The following is a 12,734-nucleotide window of genomic DNA, read 5'->3' on the forward strand; positions in this document are numbered from 1 at the left end:
AGTCAGCCACCACGGCGGTCGTCGACAAGCACGGCCAGGCCAGGCCATACGCCCGCAAAGCGGAGCAGGTCGTCGGCGAGCGGGGGAAGGTGCGCGCCGGGAAGAAAGTGCACGGTCGTCCCCGTGGCGCCGTCGCCGGCGATGGGCTCCAGGCCGGTGACGGGGACGCCGTGCTCGTACCGCTGGGTCCAGGACCCGTTCAGGCGGCGGTTGGTGTGGACAAGCCACTCGCTGAGCGCGGCGACGACGGACATACCGCGGCGCGGATGCCCGTCGGCAAGCACCTCCGCGCCCGGGTCGTCGAAGAAGCGCAGGTCCTTGGACGCCATGACGGGCTTCTTCACCGGCCGCCCCTGCTCGTCGAAGCGGGTGTCGGTGCCTCGCCCCTCGTCGGCCACGGACACCGAGCCGTCGGCGTGGAGGGTGACGGTGCAGCGTCCGGCGCCCGTGCTCGCCGCCTCGTCGGCCGGGTAGGCGAGGACTTCGAGGATCAGGTGCCGGATGCCACCAGGGGCGAACTCGTCCGGGTTCTCCCGGATGCGGGCGAGGTGGCCGAGGTCGACGTCGGCCGCCCAGTCGTGGGTGGTGTTACGCCAGGAGGCTCGGGGTGCGCTCACCCCCGCACCCTATCCACGGTGGCTGCGGACAGAGCGTAGGTGACGCCGGTCAGGCGTTCGGACAACTGCCAGAGGCGTGCGGCTGTGGCCGTGTCGCGGATGGCGCGCTCACGAGTGCGACCGGTGGGCTCTCCGCGCAGTTGCAGCGGCCCGTCGGGAACGATGTAGCTGCCGCCGGGCAAATCCGGCGCGGTCGCCGCGTACAGAGAGGTCTTCGCCCCTTCCGGAGTGGGCCGGAAGGCCACGCGCACCAGCAGGCGGGCAAGGGCCGCATACAGCCGTCCCCTGCCGCTGTTGGCGCCGCCGGTGAGCACGTTGGTGCGGGTCAGACCGGGGGCGACTGCCATGCTGCGCAGCCGCTGTCCGGCGGCGTCGGCCCGGCGCTGCAGTTCCATCGCGAAGTAGAGGTTGGCCCGCTTGGACTGCACGTAGGCGAACGCCGTCCGGTAGCCGCGTTCGGCGTTGAGGTTGGCCAGGTCGAAGCGGGCGAAACGCTGGCCCTCGCTGCTGACGGTGACCACCCGCGGATCGGGCGCGGCGAGCAGATGCGGCAGGAGCAGACCGGTCAGGGCGAAGGTGCCCAGGTGGTTGACGCCGAACTGCGACTCGAACCCGTCGACGGTCAGCGCGTACGGCACCATCGCCACCCCGGCGTTGTTGACCAGCAGATCGATCCGGCCGCGGTCCCAACCGGCGGCGAACTCCCGGATGGAGGCCAGGCTGCCCAGGTCCACCCGGCGCAGCTCCACGCGAGCGCCGGGCACCTCACCCCGCATGCGAGTGAGGGCGGCCTGGCCGCGTTCGGGGTCGCGGCAGGCCAGCACGACGTACGCGCCACGACGGGCCAACTCCCGGGCGGTCACGTAGCCGATGCCGCTGTTGGCTCCGGTCACCACAGCGACGCGCCCGGTCTGGTCGGGGATGGCACGGAGAGTCCCGGAGGGAGAGTTGCGCATGATGTACCACCTCAAGGGGATGCGGCCACATGTATCGCAACTTCGAGTTGCGATACATTCATCCTGCCAGCACCCTCCGAATATCGCAACTTGGAGTTGCAATGCAGTCCGATCCTTCCACCGCCAGGCCGGTCGGCCGGGGCGCCAAAGTACGCGCCGCCGTCCACGCCGCCACGCTCGCCGAGCTCGTGGACAAGGGCTACGCCGCATTGACCATCGAGAACATCGCCCAGCGCGCCGGAGTCCACAAGACGACGGTGTACCGGCGGTGGAAAGATCGAGAGAGCCTGCTCACCGACGCCCTGTCCGAACACATGGCGCTGGACATCCCCGTCCCTGACAGCGGAGCGATCGAGGCCGACCTGCGGGCGCTGGCGCGCTCGCTCGCCCAGGCGTTCACCAGCCCGACCGGGCAGGCCATCCTCGCCGCGATGTTCACCGGGGCCGCCCATCTTCCGGAGATCGCCGCAGCCCGGCGTCACGTGTTCGAGGACCGGCTCGCCAGAGCCGAACCGGTGGTCACGCGCGCCATCGAGCGTGGCGAACTTCCCGGCGACACCGACCCCGCCGAGCTGTTGAAGACCTTGGCCGCACCGATCTACCTGCGCCTGCTCATCACCGCCGAACCGGTCGACGAGACGACCGCCGACCAGGCGGTGCGCGTCACGCTCGCCGCCGCGCACGCCGGCGCCCTGCGGCCGATCGACGGATGACACGGGCACGGCCGGCCCAGCCCAGGTCGCCGGTCAGTTTCGGTGGCGGGGGTAGGCGGAGGCGATGAGGCGGCTCAGGAATCGGTCGAGGTCGTCGAGTCCGTAGGAGGCGAGCACGTCGGGCGGCTGGGTGAGCAGGTAGGTCAAGGCGCTGTTGACGGCCAGGGTCACCATGGCGGCGCTCTCACGGGTGACCGGGAGGCCGGCGGCCTGCTGGGCGGCTAGGTGGAGGTCGAGGTCGGCGCGGGAAAGCCGGGCCAGGGTCTCCTGCACCTGGGGATTCCTGGCGGCCTCGGCGTGCAGCTCGATATAGGCCAAAACCCGGGACCGGTTCACCGTCATCGCCCGCTCGACCATCAGGCGCAGCAACACGAGCAACTGGTCGGGGGTGTCGATCTCGGCCTGCTGCAGCTCACTCCAGTAGCGCTCGACGCACCGCTCGGCGGCGGCCTGGAGCAGGCTGTCGCGGGTCGGGAAGTAGTTCTTGGCCGTGCCTTCCGGCAACTCGGCAGCACGGTCCACCGCACGGTGGGTCAGCCCTCTGCCGCCCTCCCCCGCCAGCACCTCGATAGCCGCGTCGCGCAACCGGTCGCGGCGGTCCCTGTTCTCCACCATGGCCCCCATCCTCCCGCCTTTGTGCAATCACCATAGCTGTGGTACCACATGTGTGGTGATTGAGATGAAAAGAGCTGTCGTCGTCGGCGCCGGAGTCGGCGGGCTGACGACCGCGATCGCACTGCGCGCGATCGGCTGGGATGTTTCGATCTTCGAGCGATGGCCTCGGGTCGTCGCCGAAGGCACGGCGCTGGGCCTCCGCCCGGACGCCCAGGCCGGCCTGGCCCGTCTGGGGCTGGGCGAGCAACTGCGCGAGCGCACCGTCCCCTACCGGCGCGCGCAGATCCGTACCCCCGATGGCAGGCGCCTGGCCGACCTGCCGTTGGAGCGCATCGAACGGCGCGGAGGGGCGCCGGTCCGCATGCTGTCGCGGGTCTCGCTGATCGAGATGCTGGTGCAGCAGGTGGACCCGGCGACGATCAGCACGGGCGTGGAGATCACCGATCCCGCCGCGCTACGCGCCGGCTACGACCTGGTGGTAGGTGCCGACGGGGTGCGCAGCGCGGTGCGCCAGGCGTTCTTCGGCGCCGCGACCCGTCCCCGCTACGCGGGCATCGTCGCCTGGCGCGGCGTGATCAAGGGCTTCGAGCCGCAGGACTACGGCGAGACCTGGGGGCGCGGGCAGATGTTCGGGATGACGCCGCAGGCTCCGGGGGTGACCAACTGGTACGCGCCCGTACGCACCCCGGAAGGGGTTCGCGAGAGCCTCGACGACCTGCGCGCACGCTTCGCCGCCTGGCACGACCCCATCCCCCGCGTGCTCGCGGCCGCCGAGGCGGACGCCGTGCTGCGGCACGAGGTCTACGACCTGGCGCCACCGCTGGGGTCCTACGTCACGGGGAACGTGGCGCTGATAGGAGACGCGGCCCACGCGATGACCCCGGCGCTGGGGCAGGGCGCCTGCCAGGCCCTGCTCGACGCGGTCGAGCTCGCCACCTGCCTGCGTACGCACCCCGGCGACGTGGCGAAGGCGCTGCTCTCCTATGACGCACGGCGGCGCCCGGCCGCCCAGCGGATGGTCACCGCCTCCAGTTGGATGACCCGCCTGGCCGGAGCCGGTCGCCTGGCAGGACCGCGCAACACCCTGATGCGGATGCTGCCCATATAAGCCTACGAGAGGACCTTGAGCAGCCGGTCGGCCAGGACGGCTGCCGAGGCCGGATTCTGGCCGGTGAGCAGGTTGCGGTCGACCACCGTGTACGGCTTCCACACCTCGCCCTTGGTGAAGTCGACGCCCAGGTCGATGAGCTCGTCCTCCAGCAGCCAGCGGGCCTTGGAGCCGAGACCGACCGCGTTCTCCTCCTCGTTGGTGAACGCGGTGACCCGGTAACCGGCGAAGGGCGACACGCCACGGATCCTGGTCGCCAGCATCGCCGCCGGGGCATGGCAGACGACGGCCAGGGGCTTGCCGGAGGCCAGCGCCTCGGTCAGCAGCCGGCCGGCGTCCGCGTCGACGCACAGGTCTTCCATGGGGCCGTGGCCGCCAGGGAAGTAGAGCGCGTCGTAGTCCTCCAGCCGGGCGGTCGCCAATTGGATCGGCCGCCGCATCTCCTCCGCGGAGCGGATGATCGCCTCCAGGTCGAGAGCGATCTGAGCGCTACCGGCCATTTCGGGGCGCAGGCTCATCATGTCGACGGTCGGGACCACTCCGCCGGGCGTGGCGACGACGATCTCGTGGCCGGCGTCGGTGAGCGCCTTGTACGGGGCCGCGAACTCCTCGGCCCAGTAGCCCGTCGCATGCCTGGTGCCGTCCTTGAGCGTCCAGTACGCCGTCCCGGTCATCACGAAAAGTAGCTTCGCCATCGGACAACCGCCTCCCCGTCCTGCGTCTACAGCATTTTATGTCCGGCGTGATGTGCCGGATGAAAGCCACCCATGCCGATATTGTTCTTTTTTTGCCAGGCGGCCGAGTTTCCGACGGTAGCCGGGACCGGATATTCACCGGCGAATGATGAAGGGGTTACGAACACGAGACCGACCGCTCACACGGCGTTTCCCGGCGCGCCTGAAAACCTTGCCGACCTGTAGACCTTTGAGAATGAAAAGGCAGCGAGGCTGAGCCGCCATTCGGCCGTCAGAGCCTAGCGTCAGATCCATGACCTCACCGACCCGGTTCACCCTGACCGAGCACTCAGCCGCATTGTGGCGAGTGACGTTCGACAATCCTCCCGTCAATCTCGTCGACGCGACGATGACGAGCGAGTTGAATGCCCTGTTCGCGCGCGCCGAGGCGAGCGACAGTCTCGCGGTCATCGTCTTCGACAGCGCCGACCCCGACTTCTACTTGGCCCACTACGACCTGTCCGACAGTGACGAGGTGAAGCGCGTCCTGGCCCATCCGGAGGAGGTCCACCCGTGGACGGCGCTGCTGACCCGTCTCAGCTCCCTCCCCGTGGCGACCATCTCCTCCATCAGGGGCAGGGCACGCGGTGCGGGGAGCGAATTCCTCCTCGCCACCGACATCCGCTTCGCCAGCCGGGAGAAGGCCATCGTCGGTCAGTTCGAGATCGGCATGGCCGCCATCCCGGGCGGCGGACCCGCCACGCGTCTGCCCGGCCTGGTCGGACGGGGCCGGACTTTCGAGATCCTCTTCGGCGGGCTCGACTATGACGGAGCGCTCGCCGAAATGTACGGGTACGTGAACCGGGCCCTGCCCGACGACGACCTCGACGGCTTCGTCGACGCGTTCGCGTCCCGCGTCGCCTCCTTCGACCTGCGGACGATCAGGGACATCAAGCGCTTCGTCAACCTCGCCACGCAGCGGCCCGAGGCCGAGTTCAAGGACCAGATGGATGCCTTCTGGGCCGCGGTGACCCGTCCGGCCCAGCAGCACATCGCGAGGCACCTGTTCGAGGCGGGACTCCAGCAGCGAAGCGACGTCGAACGCGACCTCCCGCATTGGGTGACGCGGTTCCCGTACCGCCCTGGCTCCGACGGGAAGTAGACGACCCGCACTTCGCCCTCGGGCCGCCGTTGGGCCACAGACGACGGCTTCCCGTGGCAGGCCCGGGGTCTCGTAAAGCGGCCTCAGCCCGGGCTGAACCAGCGGGTGAGGGCCACCTTCAGGCCGTCGGGGTCCGCGCCTGCCCAGGCGACGTAGCCGTCCGGCCGGATGAGCAATGCGGGTGCCGGGGCGTCGGCGGCGGTTGCGGTCACACGGCGCACCCGGTCGTTCCAGGGCTCTGCGGTGGCGGCGAGGTCGTTCCCGCCGGTGAGGTCGAGAAGCAGGAGGCGGGCGTCGCGCAGGAGCTCGGCGAGGCGCCGCGCGTGTCCGTCGCCGGTGGTCAGCTCAAGGGATGGTACGAACCAGCCGGTGGGCGCGGCGGGGTGTTCCTCGCCCATGTCGTAGCGGACATCGGCACCCGCCAGCAGGGCGGCGACCAGGTGCAGGTTCTCGGTGCGGCCGAGGAGTTCGGCGAAGAGCAGGCGCAGGGCGGTGACATCGCCTCCGGGTGCCATCAGGGCGGTCGCGGCCTGCGTGTGCATGAGCACGCGTTCGCCGCTCGCGTGGCGTTCGGTTCCGTAGCTGTCCAGCAGGCCTTCCGGGGCCCAGCCCTGCAGTGCGGCGGCCAGTTTCCAGGCCAGGTTGGCCGCGTCCTGCAGCGCCAGATTCAGGGTCGGCCCGTGGCTGACGTGGGCGGCGTCGCCGGCGATGAAGACTCGGCCGTCGCGGTAGCGGTCGGCGAGCCGGGAGTTGCGGCCGCACTGGCGGCGAAGCAAGGTAGGCGAACCCTCGGGCGGCGCAGTCAGGGGCAGGCGCACTCCGAGCACCCGTTCGACGCTGCCCTCCATCTCGACCATCGTCATCGGCGCGCCCGGCCCCGGGAAATCGCCTGCCGGGTGATCATCCCATTCGGCGGTGTTGACCAGCGGCCGCTCCGGGTCGTGCGCGAGGAGGGTGAAAACGCCCCGCTCGGTACGGTGGAAGTGCGCCGGGATCTCGCCGAGTCCCTCGATCACGACCCGTCCCCCCGGCACGAAACGGAAGCGGTCGCTCGGCCCGATGAGGGCCGTCCGGTCGACGACGTTGTCGTCGCTGGTGCCGAGGAAGGCGATTCCCGCCTGCCTGCGAATCAGGCTGTGGCCGCCGTCGCAGCCGACGAGGTATCGGGTCGTGAAGGTCGTCTCCGTTCCGTCTGCACCGCGTGCCACGACGTCGACCTGGTCATCGTTCTGGCTGAAGGACAGCACATCCCAATCTCGCCGGACCTCCGCGCCGAGTTCTGCCGCGCGCTCGCCGAGCACCCGTTCCAGGTCACGCTGGTTGACCGGCAGGAGATACATCGGGTTCTCGTCGCCGAGCACGTGCAGCGGCAGCGGCATCCCGCCGAAGAAGAACCCGGGCGCAGGCACCGGTGCCCCTCGGCCCCCGCAGCGTTCCAAGAGGCCGCGGTTGTCCAGCAACCGCACGACCTGGCCGGCGAGGCCGTGTGCCTTGTCTGCCGGGTCCGGTTCCGGCCGTCGTTCCAGCACCAGGGGCCGGGCTCCCGCGAGGCGGAGCTCGCAGGCCAGAAAGAGACCGGCGGGTCCACCGCCGACGATGATGACGTCGAACATCACTGACGCCTCCTTAGGATACGCAGCTGTATCTAACGGCGGACACCGTAAATCACCGCGATAAGATACGCAAGTGGATCCTAAGTACGAGCGGATCGTGGATGAGCGCGGGACGATCGGGGCGCAGGCGGCGGAACGCCGTACCGACGGCGGCGCATCCCGTCGCCGTGGCTCCGAACTCGAGGGCGCGATCCTCGACGCCGCGTGGGAGGTGCTGATCGAGCACGGATACCACGGCTTCACCTACGAAGCGGTCGCCGCCCGCGCCGGTACGAGCCGTCCCGTGCTCTACCGGCGCTGGCCGCAGCGCGACGACCTGCTGCTGGCCACTCTCACCAAGTTCTGGCAGCCGATCGCGGTGCCCGACACCGGCAGTCTCCGCGACGACGCGATCGGCTTCCTGCGCAACGCCAACGCCGACCGCGCGCCCACGATCACGTTCATGAGCGTGCAGCTGGCGGACTACTTCCGCGACGCGGGCACCAGCTTCGGCGAGCTGCGCCGCACCCTCCTCCCGCCGGGCCAGGCGACCGCCTTCGAGACGATCGTCGCCCACGCGGTCGAGCGCGGCGAGCTGCCCGACGTGCCACGCCCGTCCCGCGTGGTGAACCTGCCGTTCGACCTGCTGCGCCACGACCTGCTCACGACGATGCGCGCGGTGCCGGACGAGTCGATCGTCGAGATCGTGGACGAGGTGTGGCTGCCGCTGCTGGGGACACGACCCCGCCCCCAAGCACCGCGACCGGGCCGTCTCTGAAGCCAGGTCGACGAGACGGACGGGGGCGCCATCGGGCCACGGCGTCGGTGGTACGGGACGCGCACCTCAACGTTCGCGAAGACATCTGATGATCTCGTCAATCACCGGCACTCCCCGCCGCGTTCGGGCTACAGTTTGCAGTCATGATCACGGAGGAAATGCTGTGAAACTGTCCAAAGCCCAACGAATCGGCCGGTCGGCGCTGGTCACGGCGCTGGCCGCAGGCGTCATGATGGCAGGCGTCGTTCCCGCGGCGAACGCCGCTGCCACCGCCCAGAAGAGGACGCTAGGACCGTTCGGGTACGGCAACATCAAGCTCGGGATGACGGAGGCGCGGGCCAGGGCGACCGGGAGGATCGTCCGCAAGACCATCAACGTCCCCACCAAGTGCTCGACCTATGACCTGAAGGAGCGGCGGTACAGCGGCAACCGGGCAGGGATGTACATTTCGAAGAAGCAGGGCGTGGTCACGATCTCCGCGCCGGGCCGCGGCGTCAAAACGCCTCAGGGCATCGGCATAGGCGCCACTCCCGCGCAGTTGAAGGCCGCCTACCCCAACCTGAAGCAGAATGCGCTGTACGGCACCTTCGCCACCGTTCCGGGCAACCCCAAGGCGTCCTACGTCTTCCTCGTGTCGAAGAGGATGGTCCTCGGGGTGACCCTGGTCCTGACCGCTCAGGACTGCTTCGGGTAGCGGCCCCGTCACAGGAGCTCGGCCGAGACCGCGAGACCCGGTGGCAGGCCTGCCTGGCGCCCGAACAGCTCAACGGAGAGCTCGCTGAGGCGGGCTCTGTCGATGGAATCCGTTCATGGAGACGGGTACGGGGAGCTCAGGCTCCAGACCCGGACCTTGCCGTCGTTGCCCCCGGAGACCGCCACCAGGCGGCCGTCCAGGTATCCGGTTGCCACCGCTTCGATCAGGCCCACGTGGTCCTTGAAGGGTTCGCCGATCGGCTTGCCGGTCGCCAGGTCCCACACCCGTACGGTCTGGTCGTTGTAGCCGCCGGAGACCACGATCGGGCGGCCGTCGGTCAGTTGCGCCGCGGCCAGGCCGAGCGCCCAGCTCCGGTGGCCTCTGAAGGGCCGGCCGATCGGTTCGCCGGTGGCGAGGTCCCAGACACGTACGGTGTGATCGCCTTTCCCACCGCCGGAGATCGCCACCGGGCGGCCGCCGAGTCGCGCCACCGTCGCCGATTCGATCGGCCCGTCGTGAGCGTTGACGCGCCTGGCCATGGGAGTGCCGGTGGCCAGGTCCGTCATCAGGATGGTGCCGTCGACGTCCCCGGAGACCACGATCGGGCGGCCGTTCACCTCGCCCACCGCCACCGAGAGCACCCAGCCGCGGCCGGTGCCGACGGGGTCGCCGACCCGGTCGCCGGTGGCCAGGTCCGAAACCTGCACCGTACCGTCGAGACCGCCGGACACCGCCACGGGGCGGCCGTTCACCTGCCCGACCGCCACCGATTCGACCGAGCCCCGATGGCCTTGGAAGGGCTTGCCGATCGGTTCGCCGGTGGTCTGGTCCCAGACGCGTACGGTGCCGTCGCGACCACCGGAGACGACGACCGGGCGGCCGCTCACCTGCCCTGTCGCCACCGACCAGACCGGACCCTGATGCCCCCCGAACGGGGAGTGGAGGGGTGCGCCGGTGGCGAGATCCGATATGAGCACCGTGCCGTCGTAGCCTCCAGAGGCGACCACGGGACGGCCGTCCCACTGTCCGACGGCCAGCGACAGCACCCACGGCTGCCAGCCGTTGACGGGCTCGCGGATCAGGGTGCCGAACGGCGCGCCCGTCGTGGAGGGCTTCGCGCCGGCGGTGGAGAGGGGGGTGCCGGGGAGGCCCCCGGTCAGGACGGACGCCAGCCACAAGGCCACGGGGATCGCGAGGACGACGGCGGCCGCCGCGAACACCTTCGCCAAGCCGGGCGGACGTTGACGGCGGCGGCGCGGGGCGTTTTCGGGCGGCGGTGCGGGACGCCGGTAACCCGTGTCCTGGAGGGGGGTCTCGTGGGTGAGCGCGGTGAACAGGTCGGTGATGCTCGGCCGGGACGCGGGATCCTTGGCCAGGCCGGCGGCCAGGAGGGGACGGAGGCGGTCGGGGACGCCTGCCAGGTCGGGCTCGCGGGTCATGATCGCGTTGAGGACTCCCGCGGTGACCGTGCCGGAGAAGGCCCGGTGCCCGGTGGCGGCGTACACCATGGTCGCGGCCCAGGCGAACACGTCCGAGGCGGCCCCGGCCGGCTCTCCGTTGAGCTGTTCGGGCGACAGGTAGGCCGGGGTGCCGATCAGGCCGGATCCCGTGGTGGAGTGGTCCAGTACCCGGGCGATGCCGAAATCGATGACGACGGGGCCTTCCTGGCCCATGATCACGTTGCTGGGCTTGAAGTCCCGGTGCACGATGCCGGCCCGGTGGATCGCGTCGAGCGCGACCAGGGTGGTGATCGCCAACCGGTCCAGCCCGCCGCCCGTGCGCGGCCCTTCCCGGGTCACGAGCTCGTCCAGGGACGGGCCCTGTACGTACTCGCTGACCAGGTAGGGCGCCCGGTCGGCGATCCCGGCGTCGACGACCCGCGCGGTGCAGAACGCCGCCACCGACCTGGCTATCTCGGTCTCGCGCAGGAACCGGTCCAGGGCTTCGGGCTCGGAGGCCATCCGGGCGTGCAGCGTCTTGACGGCCACCTGCCGGCCCGAGGGGGCCTGCCCCAGGTAGACGACTCCCTGCCCGCCCACGCCCAGCATGCCGATCAGTCGATAGTCCCCGATCTGCCGGGGATCGTTCTCGGCCAACGGGCGCGGACCGGACATGAGGCAATCTTCTCCTGGGGTCAGGGAGGATCCACTCGGCTGCTCAAAAGGTATATGTCCGCATGATGACGCAAAAGCCTTGCCTATGGGCGCATGTGGCGGCGATCGCTCAACGCCTGGTGCAGCCGGCCGAGGCGGGACTGGTGGCGGGTGCGCTATCGGGGCGGCGTTTCCGCGCCGATGCGGGCCCCGCGACCGGGACGGCCCGCTGGAGGCGTTGAAGGATCATCCCGACGGGGATGGGGAGGGGAACGCGGAACTGGACGGGAAGGTGAACGGCACCATGAAGACACCCGCGATCGTCACGCCACAGGAGTGGGAGGCGGCGCGCCGGCGGTTGCTCGTCAAGGAGAAGGAGCTGACCCACGCCCGGGACGCGCTGGCCGCGGAGCGTCGGCGGATGCCGTGGCTGGCGGTGGAGAAAGACTACGAGTTCGACGGGCCGGCGGGTAAGGCGAGCCTGCCGGACCTGTTCGAGGGCCGTCGCCAGCTGGTCGTCTACCGCGCCTTCTTCGATCCCGGCGTGCACGGCTGGCCCGATCACGCGTGCGTCGGGTGTTCCATGGTGGCCGATCATGTCGGGCACCTCGCCCATCTGAACGCCCGTGACACCACTCTCGTCTTCGTCTCCCGCGCGCCCCAGCCGGACATCGCGCGGGTGAAGGCGCGGATGGGCTGGACGATGCCCTGGTACACCCTGACCGACGACTTCGACGCCGACTTCGGCGTGAACGAGTGGCACGGCACCAACGCGTTCATGCGAGACGGCGACAGGGTGTTCCGCACGTACTTCATCAACGACCGCGGCGACGAGGCGCTGGGGAGCACCTGGAGCTACCTCGACATGACCGCGCTCGGGCGGCAGGAGGAGTGGGAGGACTCTCCCGAGGGCTATCCCCAGACCCCGCCGTACCAGTGGTGGAACTGGCACGACGAGTACGGCGCGGGCGAGGGCCGTCAGCCGGACAGGACCCGGTAGCCCGCGTCCACCGGGATGCAGGCGCCGGACACGGCGTCGAACCCGCCGGCGAGAATGGAGCCGATCACCGCGGCGACGTCCTGAGGATCGAGCATCCGGCCGAGGACCGAGCGGCGCCCCAGCGCCGCCTCCGTCTCGGGCGTTCGCATCATGGCGCTGGCCTCGGTACGGACCGCGCCGGGCGCCACGACGTTCACCCGGATTCCCCAGGCACCGGCCTCCGCGGCGACGTGCTGGGCAAAGGTGTTGAGCGCCGCCTTCGCCGTCGCATGCGCGACCGCGCCCGGACGTACCAGCTCGGCGCTGAGGCTGGAGACGTAGACGATTCGGCCGTCGCCCTGCTCGCGCATGCGGTCCAGGGCCCGCCGGGTGATGTGGAAGACCCCGGCGAGCTCCCCGGTGACCTTGCCGGCGAAGTCCTCCCACGACATCTCGGCCAGCGGGCCGAACGGCGGGGGGATGTTGGCGTTGCAGACCAGCGCGTCCACCCGCGCGCAGGCCTCGACGAGTTCGGCCACCTGGCCAGGGTCGCGGACGTCGGCCTGGACAGCCTGCGCCGTACCGCCGGCCGCCTGGATCTGCTTGACCACCGAGGTGGCCGCCGACGTGTCGGCGCGATAGTTGACGATCACGTGGAAACCGCGACGGCCCAGCTCATGTGCTGTCGCGGCACCGATACCGCGCCCCGCGCCGGTGATGAGTGCGATGCGTCGCATGTCATGCCTCCTCTGC

General features: G+C 70.2%; 13 protein-coding genes. 6 read left to right on the forward strand and 7 right to left on the reverse strand.

Translation table 11 applies throughout. The features are described 5' to 3' along the window. Window positions 1-2 precede the first annotated feature (2 nt). Both ACWDRB_RS50775 and ACWDRB_RS50780 read right to left on the reverse strand, forming a co-directional pair. Window positions 3-617 carry a hypothetical protein gene (locus ACWDRB_RS50775; protein WP_449907291.1) on the reverse strand — a complete coding sequence of 205 codons (615 nt, stop codon included), beginning with the start codon at window positions 615-617 and terminating at the stop codon, window positions 3-5. Continuing rightward, window positions 614-1,573 carry an oxidoreductase gene (locus tag ACWDRB_RS50780; protein ID WP_449907294.1) on the reverse strand — a complete coding sequence of 320 codons (960 nt, stop codon included), beginning with the start codon at window positions 1,571-1,573 and terminating at the stop codon, window positions 614-616. The genes ACWDRB_RS50775 and ACWDRB_RS50780 overlap by 4 nt, the downstream gene beginning before the upstream one ends. 101 nt (window positions 1,574-1,674) lie before the next feature. Here ACWDRB_RS50780 and ACWDRB_RS50785 point away from each other — a divergent pair, with 101 nt between their 5' ends. Then, window positions 1,675-2,286: a TetR/AcrR family transcriptional regulator gene (locus tag ACWDRB_RS50785; protein WP_449907296.1), complete on the forward strand. Its 612-nt coding sequence runs from the start codon at window positions 1,675-1,677 to the stop codon at window positions 2,284-2,286. A 33-nt stretch (window positions 2,287-2,319) separates the two neighbouring features. Here the strand turns inward: ACWDRB_RS50785 and ACWDRB_RS50790 are convergent, their stop codons facing one another. Then, on the reverse strand, window positions 2,320-2,901 hold the full coding sequence (locus ACWDRB_RS50790; protein ID WP_449907299.1) for a TetR/AcrR family transcriptional regulator: 582 nt from the start codon (window positions 2,899-2,901) through the stop codon (window positions 2,320-2,322). 64 nt (window positions 2,902-2,965) lie between these two features. Between ACWDRB_RS50790 and ACWDRB_RS50795 the strand changes: the two genes are divergently transcribed. After that, complete coding sequence (locus tag ACWDRB_RS50795) at window positions 2,966-4,009, forward strand: FAD-dependent monooxygenase (RefSeq protein WP_449907302.1); 1,044 nt, start codon at window positions 2,966-2,968, stop codon at window positions 4,007-4,009. A 2-nt stretch (window positions 4,010-4,011) separates the two neighbouring features. On the opposite strand, the gene ACWDRB_RS50800 is transcribed toward ACWDRB_RS50795, so the two are convergent. Continuing rightward, entirely contained in the window at window positions 4,012-4,704 is a 693-nt protein-coding gene (locus tag ACWDRB_RS50800; RefSeq protein ID WP_449907305.1) for a type 1 glutamine amidotransferase domain-containing protein, read from the reverse strand. Between the two features lie 292 nt (window positions 4,705-4,996). On the opposite strand from ACWDRB_RS50800, the gene ACWDRB_RS50805 reads away from it, so the two are divergent. Beyond that, complete coding sequence (locus tag ACWDRB_RS50805) at window positions 4,997-5,845, forward strand: enoyl-CoA hydratase/isomerase family protein (protein WP_449907308.1); 849 nt, start codon at window positions 4,997-4,999, stop codon at window positions 5,843-5,845. Window positions 5,846-5,928: 83 nt separating this feature from the next. Here ACWDRB_RS50805 and ACWDRB_RS50810 read toward each other — a convergent pair whose 3' ends face one another. Further along, complete coding sequence (locus tag ACWDRB_RS50810; RefSeq protein WP_449907310.1) at window positions 5,929-7,458, reverse strand: FAD-dependent monooxygenase; 1,530 nt, start codon at window positions 7,456-7,458, stop codon at window positions 5,929-5,931. Between the two features lie 73 nt (window positions 7,459-7,531). Between ACWDRB_RS50810 and ACWDRB_RS50815 the strand changes: the two genes are divergently transcribed. Both ACWDRB_RS50815 and ACWDRB_RS50820 read left to right on the forward strand, forming a co-directional pair. After that, window positions 7,532-8,215, forward strand: a complete 684-nt coding sequence (locus ACWDRB_RS50815; protein WP_449907313.1) for a TetR/AcrR family transcriptional regulator — start codon at window positions 7,532-7,534, stop codon at window positions 8,213-8,215. Window positions 8,216-8,378: 163 nt separating this feature from the next. Beyond that, the gene (locus ACWDRB_RS50820; protein ID WP_449907316.1) at window positions 8,379-8,909 is read left to right on the forward strand and encodes a hypothetical protein; all 531 of its coding nucleotides are present in this window, start codon (window positions 8,379-8,381) and stop codon (window positions 8,907-8,909) included. A gap of 113 nt (window positions 8,910-9,022) precedes the next feature. Here the strand turns inward: ACWDRB_RS50820 and ACWDRB_RS50825 are convergent, their stop codons facing one another. Next, window positions 9,023-11,023, reverse strand: a complete 2,001-nt coding sequence (locus tag ACWDRB_RS50825) for a WD40 repeat domain-containing serine/threonine protein kinase (RefSeq protein WP_449907319.1) — start codon at window positions 11,021-11,023, stop codon at window positions 9,023-9,025. A gap of 283 nt (window positions 11,024-11,306) precedes the next feature. On the opposite strand from ACWDRB_RS50825, the gene ACWDRB_RS50830 reads away from it, so the two are divergent. After that, entirely contained in the window at window positions 11,307-12,002 is a 696-nt protein-coding gene (locus ACWDRB_RS50830; protein ID WP_449907322.1) for a DUF899 domain-containing protein, read from the forward strand. Here the strand turns inward: ACWDRB_RS50830 and ACWDRB_RS50835 are convergent. After that, complete coding sequence (locus ACWDRB_RS50835; protein ID WP_449907325.1) at window positions 11,981-12,718, reverse strand: SDR family oxidoreductase; 738 nt, start codon at window positions 12,716-12,718, stop codon at window positions 11,981-11,983. The genes ACWDRB_RS50830 and ACWDRB_RS50835 overlap by 22 nt on opposite strands. Between the last annotated feature and the right edge of the window lie 16 nt (window positions 12,719-12,734).

It is taken from the genome of Nonomuraea sp. NPDC003707 (genome assembly GCF_053587055.1).